The 19918-nt window shown below is 66.2% G+C and carries 18 protein-coding genes; 10 read left to right on the plus strand and 8 right to left on the minus strand.

What is annotated here, in order from left to right; translation table 11 throughout:
* The first annotated feature begins 275 nt into the window (after positions 1-275).
* Genes ACG2LG_RS02190 through ACG2LG_RS02215 form a run of 6 tightly spaced genes read left to right on the plus strand, consistent with a single transcriptional unit; the run spans position 276 to position 6572 of the window.
* Positions 276-1460 carry a nitrous oxide reductase family maturation protein NosD gene (locus tag ACG2LG_RS02190; protein WP_396255918.1) on the plus strand — a complete coding sequence of 395 codons (1185 nt, stop codon included), beginning with the start codon at positions 276-278 and terminating at the stop codon, positions 1458-1460.
* 50 nt (positions 1461-1510) lie between these two features.
* The gene (locus tag ACG2LG_RS02195; protein WP_396255920.1) at positions 1511-2584 is read left to right on the plus strand and encodes a lysostaphin resistance A-like protein; all 1074 of its coding nucleotides are present in this window, start codon (positions 1511-1513) and stop codon (positions 2582-2584) included.
* Positions 2568-3296, plus strand: a complete 729-nt coding sequence (locus ACG2LG_RS02200; RefSeq protein ID WP_396255921.1) for a ComF family protein — start codon at positions 2568-2570, stop codon at positions 3294-3296. The genes ACG2LG_RS02195 and ACG2LG_RS02200 overlap by 17 nt, the downstream gene beginning before the upstream one ends.
* A gap of 52 nt (positions 3297-3348) precedes the next feature.
* Entirely contained in the window at positions 3349-4176 is an 828-nt protein-coding gene (gene accD / locus ACG2LG_RS02205) for an acetyl-CoA carboxylase, carboxyltransferase subunit beta (protein ID WP_396255923.1), read from the plus strand.
* Between the two features lie 19 nt (positions 4177-4195).
* Positions 4196-5404, plus strand: a complete 1209-nt coding sequence (locus ACG2LG_RS02210) for a bifunctional folylpolyglutamate synthase/dihydrofolate synthase (RefSeq protein ID WP_396255924.1) — start codon at positions 4196-4198, stop codon at positions 5402-5404.
* 55 nt (positions 5405-5459) lie between these two features.
* Entirely contained in the window at positions 5460-6572 is a 1113-nt protein-coding gene (locus tag ACG2LG_RS02215) for a hypothetical protein (RefSeq protein ID WP_396255926.1), read from the plus strand.
* Between the two features lie 4 nt (positions 6573-6576).
* Here ACG2LG_RS02215 and ACG2LG_RS02220 read toward each other — a convergent pair whose 3' ends face one another.
* From ACG2LG_RS02220 to ACG2LG_RS02255, 8 genes are all read right to left on the minus strand, one after another.
* Positions 6577-6801 (minus strand): VF530 family DNA-binding protein, encoded by a 225-nt coding sequence (locus ACG2LG_RS02220; protein WP_396255928.1) that lies wholly within the window; start codon positions 6799-6801, stop codon positions 6577-6579.
* A complete protein-coding gene (locus tag ACG2LG_RS02225; RefSeq protein WP_396255930.1) occupies positions 6794-7105 on the minus strand; it encodes a DUF6172 family protein in 312 nt (103 codons plus the stop codon). Before ACG2LG_RS02225 ends, ACG2LG_RS02220 begins: the two co-directional genes overlap by 8 nt.
* Positions 7106-7154: 49 nt before the next feature.
* The gene (locus ACG2LG_RS02230; RefSeq protein WP_396255931.1) at positions 7155-7841 is read right to left on the minus strand and encodes a spermine synthase; all 687 of its coding nucleotides are present in this window, start codon (positions 7839-7841) and stop codon (positions 7155-7157) included.
* A 211-nt stretch (positions 7842-8052) separates the two neighbouring features.
* A complete protein-coding gene (locus ACG2LG_RS02235; protein ID WP_396255933.1) occupies positions 8053-9771 on the minus strand; it encodes an FAD-dependent oxidoreductase in 1719 nt (572 codons plus the stop codon).
* Positions 9768-10880, minus strand: a complete 1113-nt coding sequence (dprA, locus tag ACG2LG_RS02240) for a DNA-processing protein DprA (protein WP_396255935.1) — start codon at positions 10878-10880, stop codon at positions 9768-9770. The genes ACG2LG_RS02235 and dprA overlap by 4 nt, the downstream gene beginning before the upstream one ends.
* Positions 10881-10973: 93 nt before the next feature.
* Positions 10974-12338 carry a DUF2851 family protein gene (locus ACG2LG_RS02245; protein ID WP_396255936.1) on the minus strand — a complete coding sequence of 455 codons (1365 nt, stop codon included), beginning with the start codon at positions 12336-12338 and terminating at the stop codon, positions 10974-10976.
* Positions 12335-13894, minus strand: coding sequence for a TIGR03790 family protein (locus tag ACG2LG_RS02250; protein WP_396255938.1), 1560 nt, complete (start codon positions 13892-13894; stop codon positions 12335-12337). Before ACG2LG_RS02250 ends, ACG2LG_RS02245 begins: the two co-directional genes overlap by 4 nt.
* A 36-nt stretch (positions 13895-13930) precedes the next feature.
* The gene (locus tag ACG2LG_RS02255) at positions 13931-14719 is read right to left on the minus strand and encodes an MBL fold metallo-hydrolase (protein WP_396255939.1); all 789 of its coding nucleotides are present in this window, start codon (positions 14717-14719) and stop codon (positions 13931-13933) included.
* Positions 14720-14954: 235 nt separating this feature from the next.
* Here ACG2LG_RS02255 and ACG2LG_RS02260 point away from each other — a divergent pair, with 235 nt between their 5' ends.
* From ACG2LG_RS02260 to ACG2LG_RS02275, 4 genes are all read left to right on the plus strand, one after another.
* Positions 14955-16142 carry a hypothetical protein gene (locus ACG2LG_RS02260; RefSeq protein ID WP_396255941.1) on the plus strand — a complete coding sequence of 396 codons (1188 nt, stop codon included), beginning with the start codon at positions 14955-14957 and terminating at the stop codon, positions 16140-16142.
* A gap of 225 nt (positions 16143-16367) precedes the next feature.
* A complete protein-coding gene (thrS, locus tag ACG2LG_RS02265) occupies positions 16368-18242 on the plus strand; it encodes a threonine--tRNA ligase (protein WP_396255942.1) in 1875 nt (624 codons plus the stop codon).
* Between the two features lie 132 nt (positions 18243-18374).
* Positions 18375-19094, plus strand: a complete 720-nt coding sequence (gene infC, locus ACG2LG_RS02270) for a translation initiation factor IF-3 (RefSeq protein WP_396256178.1) — start codon at positions 18375-18377, stop codon at positions 19092-19094.
* Positions 19091-19771 (plus strand): HAD family hydrolase, encoded by a 681-nt coding sequence (locus ACG2LG_RS02275; protein WP_396255944.1) that lies wholly within the window; start codon positions 19091-19093, stop codon positions 19769-19771. Before infC ends, ACG2LG_RS02275 begins: the two co-directional genes overlap by 4 nt.
* The last annotated feature ends 147 nt before the right edge of the window (positions 19772-19918 follow it).

Genomic DNA, 19918 nt, shown 5'->3' on the forward strand with positions numbered 1-19918 from the left:
GCGGAGGTGACCCGCGCTAACAGCGGCCAAGTATTTTGCTGAGATCAAGGGCACGTCTGAGCAGATCGTCGTCACCGCTGGCTACTGTAGAGGTCCGCTATGGGGTGGCGGTCCCATTGTCGATGCAAAGAAGGTGAATGACACTTGGGTCTTTGACCCCTACGGTGCCCTCTGGAAGAATTGAATTTCCCCTCGAAGAGATTTACCCAGGTTCAAGCACCGAGTGCACCCGACGGGCCTCCCGGCTTTAATAGTGAAGTGCAAGCTTGGGGCTCATGGGAAGAGTTCGATGGCGCTGCGAGGTGCTTGGTTTCATGCTTTCGACCGAGGTTCGTCCGGACTACGTTTGCCCGATGAACGTCCTGCTCTGTTGGCTTTTGGCGGCATCCTCGGTCATTGCCGTGACGGTGGACGACGATGCTTCGCTGCGCGGGGCGCTTGCGGCGGCGAAGCCGGGGGATGAAATCGTGGTGAAGGCGGGCAGCTACCGCGGGGGGATTCAGGTCCGCGATCGGGCTGGCACGGCGGACCGCCCGATCGTCCTGCGGGCGGAGGGCGAGGTGTGGTTGCGCGGGGGCGGCTCGACCGCGATCCAGTTTTCGGCCTGCCCGCACTGGAAGGTGAAGGGGTTGCGGGCCGAGGGGTATCCGGGGAACGGATTCAACTTCGACGACGCGGGGCGGCTTGACCAAGCCGTGAAGGGCGTGGTGATCGAAGACCTGGTGGTCCTCCGCACCGGGCCGCGGGGGAACCACGACGGCATCAAGATGTCGGGGCTGGTCGACTTCGAGGTGAAGGGCTGCCGGATCGAAGGCTGGGGTGGCTCGGCGATCGACATGGTCGGCTGCCGCGATGGAAAGGTGACCGGCTGCATCATCCGCGGACTCGAAGGGCACGACTCCATGTCCGGCATCCAGATGAAGGGGGGCACGCGGGGCATCACGGTTTTCCGGACGCGGTTCGAGGATGCCGGCCTGCGGGCCATCAATCTCGGCGGAAGCACGGGAAAGCCGTACTTCCGGCCCGAGGTGACCCGCTTCGAGGCGAGCGACATCACGGTCGCCCACAACGTGTTCGTCGGCGGACAGTGTGCGGTGGCCTTCGTCACGGCTGACCAGGGCGCGGTGCGGCACAACTTGATCCTGCGGCCGGAGAAGTGGGCGTTCCGGATTCTCCAGGAGCAGCCGGTGCCGGAATTCGGTGCCTGCCGCAACGGGCGGATCGAACGGAACATCATCGTTTTTCCGGAGGACAACCGCGTGGCGGTGAACGTGGGGCCCAACACGGAGGCCGGGAGCTTTGCGTTCCGGGAGAATGCATGGTTCCACGAGGGCGGGCGGCATCGTCCGCAGCTTCCCTCCGCCGAGCAGGGCGGGGTTTACGGAACGGATCCCAAGCTGGACGGGGAAAGGGTCACCGCCCGTGCGCTTGCCGGCTTCGGTCCGCAGTCGGGTTCGTGAAGGATCGACTCCGTTCTTGGCAGGGCGGTGGGGTTCCGTAGCTTGCGGGGGTGCCGACGAGTTCCCAAGGCGACGTCTTCAAGGTCCTCCTCTACGTGGTGGGGACCCTGGTCCTCGGGGCGGCGATCGCCCCGTGGATCTACAACATCGGCATGGGCCTCGCCGAGGTGACCGCCGAGAAGGAGACCAACGGCTTCGTCGAATGGATCGGACGGGCGGCGGAGCGATCCAAGGACAACTTCGGGCGCTTCTTCGACCGCGCGGTCCTGCTGTCGGCCCTGGTGCTGCTGTTTCCGCTCTTGGCCTGGCTCAAGCTCGGCCGCGGTGGCGAGCGCTACCGGGACACGCCCTGGTCGCTGCGACTTCCGGATTCGGTGGTGAGCGGCCGGGGTCAGCCCCTGCGCCGGAATCCCCATGGCGGCGCGGAGATGATTTTTGGGTTCGTGTTGTCGGGAGGGATCCTGATGATTTCCGGCTGGATCCTGGTGAAGGCCGGCTTCTTCCTGTGGCGCGATGCGGCGGAGTCGACCCAGGGTGTCCCCAACCCCATCGTCTCGGAGATCGACTGGGGGGGCGCCCTGCGGAAAGGACTGATCACCGCGCTGGTGGTGTCGATCCTCGAGGAGGTGCTTTTCCGGGGGGTTCTGTTGGGCATCTTCCTGCGGGCGATGCGCCCGGCGATGGCGATCGTCACGCTGTCGTTCCTGTTCGCCTTCGTCCATTTCCTCGAGCCTCCGGCGGGGGCGGCGGTGGCCGATCCCGAGGCCGGGAATGCCGGCTTCGAGCTGCTGGGTCAGATTCTTTCCCGCTTCGCCGATCCGCTCTCGATGGTCGGCAGCTTCTCCATCCTGGTTGCCGTCGGCGTGGTGCTGGGCGTGGCGCGCTACCGGACGGCTTCATTGTGGCTGCCGATCGGCCTGCACGCGGGCTGGGTTCTGGCGCTCACCGTCTTCAAGGCGGCCACCTGGCCGGTCTTCGAGCTGCCCGATGCCGCGCGCTGGTTTGTCGGCATGACGCTGCTGGAGGGTGTGCTGCCGCTGGTCATGGTGATCCTGACCGGCCTGGTCGTCGCCTTGATGACCCGCCGGAGCCTGCCGGACGAGATCGATGAGGCGGGTCCTTAGAGGCATCTTCGGCCGGGCCCTCGATCTGGTCTATCCCGGCATCTGCCACCTGTGCGGCGAAGGGGTGCCGGGCGGGCGTTGCCTGTGTCGGGCATGCGGCGACGAGTTGCCCCGGCTGCGCGCCCCACATTGCCGGATCTGCGGGCAGGGGTTTGACGGGCGGATCGAGGCCGAGTTCGCGTGCCCGAACTGCCGCGACCAGAGCTTCGCCTTCGAGTTTGCGCGGCCCGCCCTGTTCCGTTCGGACGGTGCCATGACGCTGGTGCATGATTTGAAATACGGACGTCGGCTGGAACTGGCGCGCGAGTTGGCGGACCTGACCGTTTCCGCCTTTTCCGATCCGCGCCTGGCCGAGGCCCACGAGCAGGGCTGGCCGCTGGTCCCGGTGCCGCTGCACCGGCGGCGGCATCATTGGCGGCAGTTCAATCAGTCCCGCGAGATCGCCCGCCCGCTGGGCCGGCGGCTCGGCATGCCCGTGCTCGATCTGCTGCGGCGGATCCGGCCCACCGAGACCCAGACGCGCCTCAGCCGCAGCCAGCGCCAGAAGAACCTGCGCGGGGCGTTTGCCGTCCGCAGAGGGACGGTCGGCGGCGCGGGCGCGGTGCTGGTCGACGACGTCTTCACCACCGGCTCGACCGCCCACGAATGTGCCCGGGTGTTGAGAAAAGCGGGCTTTCAAAAGGTGATTGTCGTGACCGTGATGCGCGGGTAGCCTCGGGGCCATCCCGGTCGGGGCATTCTGCTCCCCGCCTCCAAGCACCATCATGGGAATTTTCGACAAGCCCAAGCTCCGGAAGAACAAGGCCAAGGACACGATGCCGGAAGGATTGTGGACCAAGTGTCCCGACTGCTCCGCGATGCTCCACCAGCTTGAGCTGCGCCAGCACCTCCAGACCTGTCACCACTGCGGCCATCATTTCCTGATGGATTCGCACGACCGGATCGCGCTGGTCGCCGATCCGCAGAGTTTCGAGGAAACCGAGACCGAGCTGATCTCCGCCAACCCGCTGGGTTTCCAGAACTATTCGGAAAAGACCGCGGGGCTGCGTGAGAAGACCGGCCTCCGGGATGCCGTCGTGACCGGACGCCTCACCGTCGGCGGCAAGCCGGTGATGATCGCGGTGATGGATTTCAAGTTCTTCGCCGGATCGATGGGATCGGTGGTCGGTGAGAAGATCACGCGGGCCATTGAGATGGCGATCAAGGAGAAGCGCGGGATGATCATCGTCTCCGCCTCGTCGGGCGCGCGCATGCAGGAGGGCATGCTGTCGCTGATGCAGATGGCCAAGACCTGCGGCGCGCTGGCGCGCCTGGGAGAGGCCGGGCTGCCCTACATTTCCATCCTCACGCATCCGACCACCGGCGGCGTCACCGCTTCCTTCGCGACCATCGGCGACGTGAACCTCGCCGAGCCGAAGTGCATGATCGGCTTTGCCGGACCGCGGGTGGTGAAGGAAACGACCCACCAGAACCTGCCGCCCGGTTTCCAGACGGCCGAGTTCATGCTCGATCACGGCCTGATCGACTCGATCGTGCCGCGCACCAAGCTGCGCGAGAAGCTGACCACGCTCCTCGCCTACATGATGGCGTGAGATTCCGTCGCGGCCGGTCATGAACTACCGCGAGTCCATCGACTGGCTGTTTTCAACCCAGCTCTTCGGGATCAAGCTCGGGCTCGACGGTCCGCGGCGCCTCCTCAAGGAGTTCCTCGCCTATCCCGGGCACCGGACGCGGGTCCTTCACGTCGCCGGGACCAACGGCAAGGGTAGTACTTGCGCCATGGCCGAGTCGGTCGCCCGGGCCGGCGGCACGCGCACCGGGCTTTTCACCTCGCCGCACCTGATCGACTTCCGCGAGCGGATCCGCGTCTCGGGCGTCGAAATCCCCGAGGAGGAATGTGCCGCCCTGCTGACCGAGTTGAGGGGGATCTGCGAACGCCTCGACCCGCATCCGACCTTCTTCGAGATCACGCTGGCCGCGGCGATGCGCTGGTTCCGGGAAAGGGAGTGCGAGCTGATCATCCTCGAAACCGGCATGGGCGGCCGCCTCGATGCGACCACGGCCGTGCCGGCGGATGTCTGCGCGATCACGCCGATCGGCATGGACCACATGCAGTGGCTGGGGGACACCCTGGAAAAGATCGCCTTCGAGAAGGCGGGGATCCTGGTGGAAGGGAAGCCGGCGATCTCCGCGCCCCAGCATGATGGAGCGCGCCGCGTGTTGGAGTTGGAGGCGAACGAGCGGCGGACGCCACTGAGTTTCGTGCCCGTCCCGCTCCGCGGTTATCCGATCGGGCTTCCGGGGGAGCACCAGGCCTGGAACGCGGCGCTGGCGCTCGAATGCCTGCACGCGCTGGGCTATCCGCTCGACTACGAGACGGTGAGACACGGCCTGGAAACGGTCCGCTGGCCCGGCCGTTTCGAGATTCTGGAATGCGACGACGGGAAGGTGGTGCTCGACGGCGCGCACAATCCCGAGGGGGCGGAGGCGCTGGTCCGGACCTGGAAGGAGCGATTCGGAGAGCGCAAGGCGGCGCTGATTTTCAGTGCGGTCGAATCGAAGGATGTCGCCGGAATCGCGCGCCATCTGGACGGGATTGCTTCCGAGGTTCATCTTTGTCCGATCGACTCGCCACGCGCCCTTCCGGCCGAGGCGCTGGTGGGGCACTTTTCCCAGGCCTGCCTGCACGAGGATTTTGCCAAGGCGTTCTCGGCGGCGAAGGCGAGCGGGGCACCGGTGCTGATCGCCGGTTCGCTGTTCCTGGTCGGGGAGGCCAAGGAGCACCTCGAGGGAGCCCGCCGCGACCGGAGCGCCCAGTGAAGGAGTTGGATTTGGGTCTTGTTCCCCGACGGCGGCGAACCGGAGAGTCGAGGCGATGAAACGCGGCGGATGGGTGGTGGTTTTCCTGGTGATGCTGGGAGTTGCCGTGCTGATGGTCCGGCGGGGTCCGTCGGATGCCGGGCGGGTGGAAGGCGGGGAGCCGGTGCCTTCGGCGGCCCGGCAGGAGAGCGTCGCAGGGCCGGTCGCCCCGGTGATCGACGATGCCTTTCGAAGCCTCGATGCGGCCAGGGGGGGCGCCGATGTCCGGCGGATTCTCGCGAGGCTTGAATCGGACCTGTTCGCCATGCCGCCTGCCGAAGCCTCCCGGGCGATGGTCGATTTTCTGGCGGACGATTCGCGCAATTTCCGGACCGGCCTGTCCTTCACGCTGCGCCCGGATGGGAGCCTGAAGACGGCGCCGGCCTTGCGCGTGGCCCTGCTCGACTGGCTGGGCCGGATCGATCCAGCGCAGGCCGCGAAGCTGGCGGAGACCGTCCTGGCGGAATCGAACGACCCGGACGAGTGGGCGGTCTGCCTGAGAAACAAGGCGCTCGGGGATCCGGGACCGGAAACCCGCGACGATCTGGAGCGAAAGGCGATCGAACTCGTGCGGAATCCCGAGTGGCGCACGAAACCGACCGCCGGGTATCTGGAGGCCTTCGACGTGCTGGTCCACACGCGGGCGACCTCCGCCGTGCCGCTTCTGTCCGAACTGGTGTCCGACCGCAGCGAGGCCGGTCGTGCCACGGCCCATGCCGCATTCCTCACGCTCGACCGGCTGGTCCGTTTGGCGCCGGAGGAGACCCTCGGCTGGCTTGCCGGCGATGCCGCGGTGGCGGCGTCGCGACCGGTGATGCTTGCCCAGCTCATGGCGCGGGCCGACCTGCGGGACGCCGCGCAGCGGAAGGTGGTCGAGGACTACCTGCTCGATCCGGCACGGAGTGCCGCCGGGCTCGATGCCTTCGCGGCGATTTTTCCAAACTCGAACTACCCGGTTTCCGACAACCTGCTGACCAGGGTGGAGATCCCTTCGGGCGCGGAGATGGACGCGCGGGACCGGGCGGCGCGCGAGGTCATCGACGCCTGGCGGCGCGAGGAACGGTTCGGCGCGCTCGGGGACCGGTTGGGCGCGATCCGTGAGCGCCTCGACGGGTATCTGGATCCGTGACCGCTCAGTGCCGCCCGGCTTCCTCGATGTACCACTTCTCGACCTTCTCGCGGGCCCAGGGGGTCTTGCGGAGGAAGGTGAGGCTGGAATTGATGCTGGGATTGTTCTGGAAGCAGCGGACCGGGATCCGGTCGGCCATCGCCTGCCAGCCGTGGCGCTCGTGCAGCTCGGTGACGATGGCTTTCAGCGTGATCCCGTGAAGGGGATCATTGGGGTGGGCATCACTCATCGGTCGCGCTTTCCGGGCCGGGTTTCTTCGTTCGATATCCCGGCTTGGCGAGGATCTCGATGTAGATGGCGGGCCATTCCTTGCGGGAGGCGTTGTCGATGAGCGCGATGAGCTCCGCGACGTGGGCCTCGGTGGCGGACTCCGGTTCGGTGCCGACCCGGCAGGCGAAGTCGCAGAAGTCGACGTCCTCGGGAAGCGGTTTGCGGCGCTCGCGTTTGATATACTTGCGGACGTCGTTCTTGATCGCGGCCACCACCCGCGGAGGCTTGATGCCGGGGACTTCGAGGGGAAAGGACTTCTTCATGGCGTGCCTTGTCGCAGGGTCATGGCGTTTGTCGAGCCGGGGTGTCGGCTCAGTCCCGTTTCTCGGCGAGGTAGATCCGGTGTTCCCGGCGCTTGGCGCGCGGGTGCTTGGCGACCTCCAGTTCCTCGACGGCGAATCCGCTGCGCCGGAGGTCGCGCAGCAAGCCGGCCTCGACGCCGGCGGACCAGAAGGCGACGCGGCCTCCGGGGCTGAGGGCGCGCTTGATCACCTGCAGCCCTTCCCGTCCGTAGATGCGGGCGTTGCGCGGCTGGAGCAGGGAGGAGGGGCCGTCGTCGACATCGAGCAGGATGGCGTCGTAGCGCGGGCCCTTCTTGCCGGCGGCCGCGACGATCCGGTCGTAGACGTCGGCCTCGACGATGCGCGTCCGCGGGTCGGCGAGGATGTCATCGTTGCAGCCGTCGAGGCATCTGCGGTTCCACTCGATGACCTCGGGCAGCAGCTCGGCGACCTCGACGAGCGCCTTTTCGCCCGTGATTTCCAACGATCGCCGGAGGCTGAAGCCGAGCCCGAGCCCGCCGATGAGGACCCGGGGGTGGCGCCGCTTGTCGCGGAAGTCGCAGCCACCGTCGGCCAGCAGCAACTCGGAGTGGGTGAGCGTGGTGCTCATGACCTGGCGGTCATTCATGTAGAGGTAGAATTCGCCGTCGTGGCCGACGAGGCGGAACACGGCACCATCGGGCGCAGTGGTCTGGGCGATGTTGGTGGTGGGTTTCATGGGGGCGGGCCTCGCGGGATTGGTGACTGTGGATTCAGAGATGGGAACCGCAGATTTCGCAGATTACGCGGAAAATCAATGAGGTGGATCGAACCGGATGAGCTCTCTTCAAGTGACTCCTGCCGTATTTCCAGCTCTTTCGAAATCCGCTTAATCTGCGTAATCAGCGGTTCATCGTTCCCGTTTCAGGGTCACGACTGCCCGGGATTGATCACAGCCGTTGCCCTTGCTTCTCGAGCCGCTCCCTGAGCTTGGCGTAAGGGACATCCTGTACCGGCTGATCCGCGTCAATCGCCATTGCGGCGGCAGTGCCGGCACTCTGTCCGAGGATCATGAAGACCGGCTCCATCCGGATCGAACCGAAGGCGACGTGGGAGGCGGAAAGGCCGACCGGCACCAGCAGGTTCGTGCACTCCTCCCGTTTCGGGACGATGGAGCGGTAGGCGACGGGGTACGGGCCGTTCTTGCAGGGGTGTCCGAAGCCGCCCTCGTTGCGGACGGTCGTGTGGCCATTCTCCTCGACCACGACCCGCTGGCAGAAGTGGGAGTCCATGGCATAGGAGGCGAGGCCGACCGAGTCCTCGGCGATGCGCGTCCGCTCGCAGTCGGCCTGGGTCATGACGTAGTCGGAAACCATGCGCCGCCCCTCGCGGACGTAGAGCTGGTGAGGCCAGTGACCGGTCTCCTTGAATTCCTCCGGATCGAGTCCGAACTTCCGCACGCGCTCCTGCAGCTTGTCGGGAACCTGCGGATCGTGGGCGAGGAAATACAGCAGCCCGAGTTGGTAGCTGACGTGGTCCTGGAAGATCTTTTCGCGGAGCTGATAGAGCGCGCGCATGGGCATCGGCAGGCCGCGGCGCGGCTCCGGCAACTTTGAGAAATTGACCGGCTCGTAGGTTCCGTCCGGCCAGTGGTGGGCACCATCGACGTGATCCGTCGAGAAGCTTCCGGCGTTGTTCGAGTCGCCATTTCGCATCTGCACCGGGCCATCGGTCATCGGGCGCGTGGTGTAGTTCAGTGTCCACGTCGGCCGCGGCTCGATGTTCAGGAAGCGCGCAAGCAGGGCGTAGCGGCCCGGGTCGTATCCCTGCGGCTTGGGAAAGGGCACCTTGCCCGGCTTGTTGGAGAGATACATGCGGAAGTTGTAGGCCTGGATCCGGTAGTCGCCCTGACCCGGCTTGCCGGCAGGATCCGAGGCAATCCCCGGCAACAGGCCGGACTCCGGGTCACCGGGATGGACGTAGGGGCTGATCGGCAGCCCGCAGAATTGATAGACGCCCTTCCACGATACCTGCTGCCACTGTCCGGCGAGCGATTCGCCGTAGGCACTGCGCGGTTCCCGGCCGACCTGATAGGAAACGCCCGCCGCCGCCATCAGGTCGCCCTCGTAGGTGCCGTCGATGAACATCCTTGCGCGGATGGTCTCGCCGCCTTCCATCTTCATCGAGACGATCCGGCCGTCCTTGGTTTCCACCGACTCCAGCGGTGCATTCAGGATCACTTCCACCCCGGCTTCTTCGAGCATCCTGCGGAAGGCCTCCTCGGCCGCCGACGGGCTGAAGTCTTTGATCTTGCCAATGCCCTGGTAGAACTCGTTGGCCAATCCGCCGATCGACTTCCGGTCGCCGATGTCGGTGGCGGTCAGCCCTCCCGAGGTCAGGCCGCCGACATGGCCATTGAATGAGACCAGCACCGCTTTGCGACCCATGCGAGCGGCTTGAATCGCCGCCGTGACACCGGCAGGGGTGCCGCCGTAAGCCGCCACGTCGCATTCCACGGTCCGTGCTTCCCGAGGCTGCGGTGGACGATAGTAGAAGAGGCCGTTCAGGTGCTGATCCGCCCCGGTCGCCGAGGTGACGGCCGAAAGCGCAAGGATCGCGAAACGGTGAAGCCAGGCGCGGCAGGGGTTGTGTGATGGGAAGTGTTTCATCGGCGGACGTAGCGGAAACCGGGGAGGGCCTGGACGAGGCGTTTCATTTCGAGCTTGAGGAGGGTGGCGGTGACGGTCGGGGCGGGGAGGCCGGTGACGTCGATCAGGCGGTCGACGCCGGATTCGTTGTCGCCGAGGGCGTCGAGGACGGTTTGTTCCTCGGGGGGAAGTTCGGGGGTGTCGGGTGGCCCGACTGAATCCGATGCGGAAGATGCGGACCGAAGTCCGCGCTCCAATCCGAGGCCGCCGAGGTCGTCGAGGATGTCGCCGGCGTCGGTGACCAGAGTGGCGCCGTCGCGGATGAGGCGGTGGCAACCGGCGGAGGTGGGCTTGTCGATGGGACCGGGAACGGCGTAGACGGGTCGTCCATACTCGGCGGCGAGATTGGCGGTGATGAGCGAGCCGGACCAGGCGGGCGACTCGGTGACGAGCAGGGCGCGCGACCAGGCGGCGACGATGCGGTTGCGCTGGGGAAAGGTCTGCTTGTCCGGCGCGGTGTGGAGCGGGAACTCGGAAACCACCGCGCCGTGGCCGTCGGCGATCATCTCGGCGAGGCCGAGGTTTTCGGCGGGGAAGATCTTGGCCAGGCCGGAGCCGATCACGGCGACGGTGCGACCGTCCCGGGCCGCGAGCGCCGCTTCGTGGGCGGTGGTGTCGATGCCCCGGGCAAGTCCGGAGAGGATGGTGTGTCCGGCATCGGCGAGCTGGAAGGAGAGCTTCTTGGTACTGTTTTTCCCGTAGATGGTGGCGCGGCGGGTGCCGACCACGCCGATGGCATGGCGGTCGCGCGGCAGGACCTCACCCCAGACGTAGAGCAGCACCGGGGCATCGTAGGCCTCGCGCAGCGCGGGCGGGAAGGCCTCGTCGTCGGGGGTGAGCAGGGACAGTCCGCGCTCCCGCACCTCGCGCAGCTCGGTGGCGGGATCGGTGTGGCTTTCCCACGAGCGCAGGACCTCGGCGGTTTCGGGGCCGATGCCATCGACGCGGGTGAGCCGGTCCTTCGGTGCGTTGAGGATGGCCTCGGCCGACCCGAAGGCGTCGAGCAGGCGCCGGATCCGGACCGGCCCGATCTTCGGCAGGGCATTGAGGGCGACGAGGTGCTCGAGCATGGGGTGGAAGAAGGTTGAACCGCAAAGTCGCCAAGACGCAAAGGCTCGGGTTGTGAAATTTGGAACTTGGAACTTCGACTTTGGAACTTCGGGTCAGCACCACTGCGAGAGCTGTTCCGGGAAGGGACAGTCGTGGCAGTCGGTGAGGTCTTCGAGACAGAAGTCGTGGTAGATCTGGAGCAGGGCCTGGTGGTGGGCGGCCTTCTTCAGCCACGGCGCGGCCTGGGCCTCGGAGCCGAACAGGCGGATGGCGCCGCGGCGGACCTTGTCATTGGGGGTGGCGGCCGGCAGTCGGAGGAAGGCCTCCCAGTCGAACCGCGGATCCTCGTGCAGGGCGAGGGGCGCGAGGTGATTGACGAGCAGTTCGGTGGCGCGTGACTTGCCGAAGAGGGCGACGGGCCTGGCGGAGGGTGCGGAAGAAAGGGTGTGGCGGTGGATCCAGAAGGGGTCTTCGAGATCGCCGAGGAAGCGGAGCACGGCTTTCGGCGAAAAGGGGCGGCCGAGGGCGTGGCGGCGGTAGGCGGGCCAGGCCCGGACCAGGGCGGCGAGGGCGGCGACCCGGCGGTGGGGATGGTTGGCGGGGCGCTGGCCGCCGAGCTGCCAGGGGATGGCGTGATCGGTTTCCCAGCGGGCCCGGTGTTTCCACCAGGTGTCCCACAGCGACCGCAGCTGGTCGCGGGTGTCGGCGGGGGCCTTCTCGTGGAGGTCGGGCGCGAGAAACCCGGCGACCCCGAAGAGCAGCGCGGCGGCGGCCCCGGGGTCCTCGCGCAGCGCGGCGAGTGGCAACCGCTGGGCGAGCAGCCGCATCGCCAGCGCATTGGGCCGGTAGCCGAGGGTCTCGGCGGTGGCCTGGAAAAGGGCGGCGTCGCGACCGTGGGCGTCGGCCGTTTGGAGGAGGCGGGAGCTCTTGAGTCCGGCCCGGTATTCCGCCGCCTCGCGCAGGAGTGACGCGACCGCACCCTCCGGCATTTCGGCGAGGGGATGAAGGCAGCGTCCCGGCCGGGCGATGGCCACTTCGCGGGCCGGGCGCTGGAGCACCTCCTCGAGCTGGTCGGGGGCGATCGTGACCCGCGGCACCGCGCGGTGCTCGGCGGTGCGGGTGAAGGTGGCGGCTTCGGGCGAGCGGAAGACGACGTGGAGCACGACCTGGTTGAAGGCGGGATCGGCCCCGTGGCCGTGGGCCTCCCAGTCGGTGGCGTGGCAGTCGAGTTCGATGGCGCCCGCGCGGGCCTCGCCGTCGATGGCCACCGAGGCATGGAGGAAGTCCGGGCCGGCGGTGCGGTTCCACTCGCCGAATTGTACGATCTTCACCGTAGCTCCATCGGCATCCACGAATTCCCGGCCGAAGGCGCCGGCGAACCACAGGGCCTGGAGCTCGAGTTCGGAGGGGAGATCGGGGGCGGGGGACTCGGCGACCGCGGCGAGGATCGATTCCCGTAGTTGCGCGTAGCGGGTCATCGGTTCTCGGGGGCCTGGGCGGGTGGTGGTGGCGGTGGATCGATGATGTTGAGCCAGGCGAGGGCCGCCTTGGCTTCCGGCAGCGAGGCGAAGGTGGTCGAAGCGGTGCGCAGCTGGCGAATGGCGGCCTCCTTGCGTCCGGCCTCGCGGTCGATGCGGGCGATGTGGAGATCCATGCGAAGCTTGCCGGCGGGATCCGTGAAGCGCGGCAGCGCATCGCGGAAGATCGAGGCGGCGCGGTCGCCACGACCGATGAGGTGAAGGTGGAGGCCGACCGCTTCGAGCAGGCGCGGATCGTTCATCCGCGTCGAGGCGGCGCGCAGCTGCGCCTCGCGCTCGGTGTCGTCGGACGGCCAACGGAGCTGGGCGATGCGCAGCGCGCGGAAGAGCCGGTCGGCGTCGGCCTTGCGGCCGGACCCGTCGATGCGCACAAAGGGCCGGTAGAGGGGGTCGCCGAGCACCACCGCCTGCCAGGATACGGCGGGGGCGGCCATGTACGCGGCTTCGACGAGCGTGTGGCCGTCGAGCAGGCGGTCGGTGAGGATGTCGAGGTGGTGGGTCAGGTGGAGGAAGGGTTCGTAGACGTTGCCGACCGTGGCGGCGGCACCCCTGGCGAGCAGGGGCGCGCACCAGGTCTTGTTCGGATCCCGGAGGGTGGCCGCACTGAAGGAGTGGAGATGGACCGCCACCGCCCCGCGCTTGAACTTGAACCCCGGTTTGACGAACGGGCCGCTGACGTTCCAGTCGTACCAGCCGAGGTAGTAGGCGGTGTCATCGAGCGGGAAGTTGACCGGCAGGGTTTCGTTGAAACGGTCGACCAGTGTCGGGATGCCTTGGCCGTCGAGGGTGGTCGCCGCGGTGCGCATCCAGCCGTCGCCTTGGGCGATCTTGTTGGCGAGGTCGACCACGGCGAAGCCCCACAGGCCGGTCTTCTCGACCTCGACGGCATCCTCGATCATGCGCTCGCAGACCGCGAAGCTGTGGGCATCGATCCGGCCGACCAGGAGAATCGGCGGCTCGGCCTCGGCGACCGGCGCGTCGCTTTTGAAATAGGGATTGTTGAGCGGGCCTTCGAGGGGGAGCCCCTCGTTTTCGAGCATCGCAAGTTCGGAATCCACCGCGGCGCTTGCGGTGGCCATCATCTGCTGCTGGGTGGGCGGGGCGCCGTTCTCGTTCTTGGGGAAGGCGTGCTTGATCCGGCTCGGCACCCCGCGCATGCAGACGAGAATGCGGATCTTGGTGCTTTGGAGGGCCGGGTTGCCCTTGGGATCCCGCACCCGGCGCCACCAGCGGCGTTCGTCGAAGATCCCGGCGAGCGGTTCCCGCAGCAGGGAGTCGTACTCGTCGCGGCTGATCTCCTCCTTGTCGGGCAGGGGGAGGCCGATGAGGTTTTCGGCGGGGATGTCGCGCTTCTCGGCGTAGAGCCGGGCGAGCTTTTCGGATCCCTCGACCCCGCTGTTGTAGATCACGGCGACGGTGGCGGGCCGCGGCGGCTCCGGCGGTTCCGCGCGCAGGGCGACGGAGAGGACCAGGATCAGAAGCGGAACGGGGAACATGAGACGATGGGAAGATTTCCCGCGCCGGGATGGAACCTAAAAAGCGGGCAGCTTCAATCCATCGTGCGCGACATGGACCTGGGGCGGAAGGCCGGCCGCCAGCGCGGCGTGGTCGTTTTCGTGGCCGAGATGGGTCAGCCACGCCTGACCGGGTTCGATTTCCCCGATCATGGCCATGGCCTCGGCGAGCGACAGGTGGGTCGGGTGCGGATCGGGCCGCAGTGAGTCGAGGATGAGAATGTCGACGTTCCGCAGCAGCTCGCGGGTGGTGGTCGGGATCTCCTTCACGTCGGGGATGTAGGCGATCGGCGGGTAGCCCGGGTGGTCGAAGAGAAAGCCGTGGGTCTCGATGTTGCCATGGACGACCGGCAGCGGGGTGATCTTCAGGCTGCCGATCCCGAAGGGGCCGTCGAGCAGCACCGGGGCGGGCTTGACGTAGCCCTTGTAGACGTTGTCCGGCGAAAAGGCCCACGGGTACATCTGACCGAGGATGTCGAGGGTCTGGCGGTTGCCGTGAAGCGGCAGCGGGTCGTCGCGCCGCCAGCAGAAGGCCCGCAACTCATCGAAGCCGGCGACATGATCGACGTGGGCGTGGGTGTAGAGCACGGCATCGACGCGGGTCAGCTTCTCACGCAGTGCCTGCTCGCGGAGGTCGGGTCCCGAGTCGACCAGCAGGCTGTGCCCGCCGGCCTCGAGATGGATCGAGGCCCGGGTGCGGCGGTTCCGGGGGTCGCCGGAGGTGCAGACCGCGCAGTCACAGCCGATCACCGGCACGCCGACCGAGGTGCCGGTGCCGAGAAAGGTGAGGTGGAAGGAGCCCGCCATGCGCGGGGACAGGCTGTCACAGCCATGGAGAACTGCCAAGTGCCCCGGCGGCCCGGGGTGGCTACCGTCGTTGCTCCAAAGGATTGGAGTTCATGGGACCCGCTGCCGGGGGTGCGGTGGCGGGCACTTGGCCTGGTTCTCAACCAGCCTTGAATTTCAGGATCTTCAGACTTGTTGATGCGAGTCGCACCATGGAGTGTTCGGAGCCCCCAGGAACCGCTTAATCACCAGAACCATGCGTCCACTTCCATTCCTGAGTGCCTTGCTCGCGACCTCGGCATCCGCCATTCAAATTCAAGTCGACTACACCTACGACACCGACGGCTACTTCGATATTCCCGAGCGACGACAAGCGCTTGAGGCCGCTGCTCAGTTCTATAGTGACTTGCTGAGCGATAATCTGTTGCGGGTGGATCCTTCGGAGTTCCCCGGTGGCAGTTGGACCGTATTTGTCAGCAATCCCCAAACCGGAGCCACCGAGAGTTTGCCCAATCCGGTAGTCCCGGAAGATATCCTCATCGTCTTCGCCGGAGCCCGTGAACTGGGTGGCACCGTCCGAGGTCAGGGGGGAACGTCCGGATACAGTGGATTTGGATCGGCTGCCGCGTGGTTCTCGAGGATCCGTGCCCGGGGAAATCCGGGGGCGGATGTCAACGACGACAGCCTGGCAACCGATTTCGCACCCTCCTTCGGCTTCGTGACGTTCGACATCACGACGGACTTCAATTTCTCATCGACCCCCCATCCCACGAAGACCGACTTCATTCCGGTGGCCCTGCACGAGTTCGCGCATGTGCTTGGTATCGGAACGGCCGCGTCGTGGGACAACCTCATCAACTCGAACACCTTCACCGGCCCGGCCGTCGTGCAGTCGGCAGGTAGCGCGCCCGCCGTGCAAACCGGTGGAGGTCACTTTGATCAGAGCGTTTCGAACAAACCCGCCTACGGCTCTTTTGGTACGCCCCATGGATCTTCCGGCGCGGTCATGATGCGGCCCAGCCTGACCGGCAGCAGCGGCGGACTCACGGTGGCGACCGACCTCGATCTGGCGGGCTTGCTGGACATTGGCTGGGAAGTCAGCCCTCCAGCCATCGTCGAGATCGTGAATCTCGGGCCCTCGGCGACCGAGCTTGAGTGGCCGTCTTCCAGCTTCCTCGACTACGTCGTCGAAAAGGACACCGATCTCGACTTCTCGAATGCCAGCCAGTTCTCGTTCAGTGGTGACGGGTTCGTGAAATCATGGACCGATCCCGCACCCCCCGCCGGGAAGGCATTTTACCGCCTGGTGAGTGAGCCATTCGGTCCTGCCGCCGTCCCGGCTGCACCATCTGCGCCTCTCCGCACAGAGCAAGTGAACGAAGGACTCATGACAGTCTACGTCGCCCCGCGCTGGGTCGAAGGCTGCGGATGCTCCGATCACTGAGGACAAGAACGCACAGCCTCGCTTTGCGTTTCCCGGAGCCCGACCTGCCCGTTGAGTCGATGGATCCGGTCGGGGATGTCGAGTTGCCCGGTGGGCCGGGCGGCCGTTTCATGCGCCTGCGGGTGATCCGGCCGTGAGGATTTCCCGGATTTGCCTCAACGCCGGGGATGCCGGCCGTGATTCGCGGTTGTAAGTTGGGTGCGGACCTGCTTTCTCCGGGGCGGCATGGCCGAACGAAAAACGCTGGAAGAACGGGAGCAGATGACGGATCTGGAGCGCCTGCGGCATTCGTGTGCCCATGTGATGGCGACCGCGATCCTGCGGATCTGGCCGGACGCGCAGTTCGCCTACGGTCCTCCGGTGGAGAACGGCTTCTACTACGACCTCGACATGGAGCACCGGATCACGCCGGACGACTTCGAGAAGATCGAGCAGGAGATGCGCAAGGTGGCGAAGGAAAACCAGCGCTTCGAGAGGATCGTGATTTCCCGCGACGAGGCGAAGGCGATGGCCGAAAGCGGCCGCCTGGGTGGTTTGTCCGAGCGCCCCGGAAATGCCAGTCGCTTCAAGCTCGACCTGATCGACAAGATTCCCGAAGGCGAGGAGATCTCCTGTTACCAGAACGGCGAATTCATCGACCTCTGTGCCGGCCCGCACGTCGGCTCGACGGCCAAGACGAAGCACGCGAAGCTGATGGCGGTGTCGTCGTCCTTCTACATGGGCGACAAGGACAAGGGGCAGCTGCAGCGGGTCTATGGCACGGCCTTCCCGACGAAGGACGAACTCATGACGCACCTCGAGCGGCTCGAGGAGGCGAAGAAGCGCGACCACCGCAAGCTCGGGCGCGAGATGGGCCTGTTCCACATCGACGAGGCGGTCGGCCAGGGACTCATTTTGTGGAAACCGAAGGGCGGGCTGGTGCGCCGGCAGCTGCAGGACTTCATCACCGAGGAGCTCGACAAGCAGGGCTACTCGCAGGTCTTCACGCCGCACATCGGCAAGCTCGACCTCTACCGCACCAGCGGTCACTTCCCCTACTACCAGGAGAGCCAGTATGCGCCGATCCCCGAGCGCGACACCCTCGAGAAGCTGGCCGACGAGAACGCGAGCTGCGACCAGTTGATCAACGGCCTCGAGGAGGGGCAGTACGAAGGCTACCTGCTCAAGCCGATGAACTGTCCGCACCACATCAAGATCTTCGACAGCGAGCACCGCTCGTACCGGGATCTGCCGGTGCGCCTGGCCGAGTTCGGCACGGTTTACCGCTGGGAGCAGAGCGGCGAGCTGGGCGGCATGACGCGGGTCCGCGGCTTCACCCAGGACGACGCCCACATTTTCTGCACGCCGGACCAGGTGGCCGGGGAGATCGAGGGCTGCCTCGGGCTCGTGAAGAAGGTCCTGACGACCCTCGGCATGGACGACTACACCGTGCGGCTGTCGCTGCGCGATCCGGACAGCGACAAGTACGTCGGCTCGCCCGAGAACTGGGACAAGGCCGAGGCCGCGCTGCGCGAGGCGGTGCGGGGGATGGGCGTGGACTACACCGAGGAACTCGGCGAGGCCGCCTTCTACGGACCGAAGATCGACTTCGTGGTGAAGGACGTGATCGGCCGCTCGTGGCAGCTTGGCACGGTGCAGGTCGACTACAACCTGCCCGAGCGTTTCGGGCTGGAATACGTCGGGGCCGACAACACGACCCACCGCCCGGTAATGATCCACCGCGCGCCCTTCGGCTCGCTGGAGCGCTTCACCGGCCTGCTGATCGAGCACTTCGCCGGCAAGTTTCCGACCTGGCTGGCGCCCGAACAGGTGCGGGTGCTGCCGATTTCCGAGAAGTTCCTCGAGGCGGCCGAGGAGACGACCGCCCGGCTCGCCGATGCCGGGGTGCGGGTCTCGCTCGACCGCGGAGGTGACAAAGTCGGTGCCAAGATTCGTCTTGCCCGGCTCGACCGGGTTCCGTATATGATCGTCCTAGGCGCCCGAGAGGTCGAGCAGGGGACGGTTTCCGTCCGCCACCGCGACAAAGACGACCTTGGTGCCCAATCACTTGATGCTTTCATTGGAACGATACGCGAGGAAATCCAGAACCGGTCACTTTGAGGACCGGCTCCTACGCTGATGCATCCCTCATGACGGGACTCCTGCATTCACGTTCCACCACCCTCTTCGCGGGGAGCCACCGGCTGTGTCCGGTTCTCGCCGCGTCGCACTGAACCAACACCGACCAGAGCCATCGCTAAGAAAAAGAAGAAATTCAAACGGACACCGCGTGACACGACCCGTGTCAACGAGCGCATCCGTGCCCCCAGAGTCCGTGTCGTCCTCCCCGACGGCCGTCAACTCGGAGTCATGAGCGCCAGGGAAGCCTTGGAGAAGGCGAAGCTGGTCGGGCTCGATCTGGTCGAAATCGCCTCCAAGGCCGATCCGCCGGTCTGCCGCATCATCGATTACGGCAAGTACAAGTACGAGCAGGCGAAACTCAAGAAGCAGGAGAAGAGCGCCAAGAACGCGACCCGGATGAAGGAGATCAAGTTCCGCGTCCGCACCGAGCAGCACGACTACAACATCAAGCTGCACCGCATCGAGAACTTCCTCGAAGAGGGGCACAAGATCCGCGTGGTGCTCCAGTTCCGCGGCCGGGAGAACGCCCACCGCGAGCTGGGTTTCGATAAGCTCGAAAGGATCATCGCGGACCTCAAGACGATGGCCAATGTCGACCAACCACCGAGGTTGAGCGGCCGTGCGCTGGGGATGACGCTTTCGCCGCTGCCCAAGGCCCAGCAGAAGCGCAAGTTCCAGATGTTCCACGGCGAGTTGATCGACGAGGACGACTTCATCGACGAGGACGAGGAAGAGGAAGATGTGGAGGTGATGTCGGAGCCGGCCTCCGACGAGGACGATTCCGCCGACGGGGAGTCGGCCGACGAAACGGCCGACGAGGCCAAGGTGTGAGCGCTCCGGCGAGACTCTGGCTTTTCGACATCGACGGCACCCTGGTGGACACCGGCGGTGCCGGGATGCGGGCGTTGAAGGATGCGGCGCACGAGTGCTTCGGCGCGGAAGGCCCGGAACTCGATCTCGCGGGCAGCACCGACTCGGGAATCGTGGCGGACATGTTCCGGCACTTCGGGCAGGAACCCGACGAGGCGGGAATCGAATCGTTTTACGCGCTCTATCTCGAACATCTCGAACGCCACCTCGGAGGGGGGCGGTTTCCGGGGCGGGTGCTGGCCGGTGCGTTGGAGATGCTCGAAGTGGTTGCCGGCAGGGAGGACATCACGGTGGGCCTCCTGACCGGCAATATCGAGTCCGGTGCCCGGGCCAAGATGCGGCACTACGGGCTCGATCATCACTTTGGTTTCGGCGCGTACGGCTGCGATCACCCCGACCGCAATCGGCTCGGGCCGGTCGCTCTTGAGCGGGCCGCGGCTCATGCCGGGCGGACGTTCACTCCCGAGGAGACCCTGATCATCGGCGACACGCCCAAGGACATCGCCTGTGCCCGCGCTCTCGGTGCCCGCTGCCTCGCCGTCGCCACCGGTTCCATCCCGGCGGATGGATTGCAGGAGGCCGATCACGTGCTCGCTTCCCTGGAGGAGCGAGAGGTGTGGGAGAAGTTTCTAAGTTAGGTGTGGAAGGGGTTTGAAGGCTACGACAACAAATGATCGTATTCGGCGTGGGTTCCGATGAAAAACCAGATCACCACATCCCCCTCCATGATTCCAAGGGCACGATAGCCCCCTGTCACTCTCGCTGACCAGAAGTCACCCACTTTC

The organism is Haloferula sp. A504 (assembly GCF_044385805.1).
GTDB lineage: Bacteria > Verrucomicrobiota > Verrucomicrobiia > Verrucomicrobiales > Akkermansiaceae > Haloferula.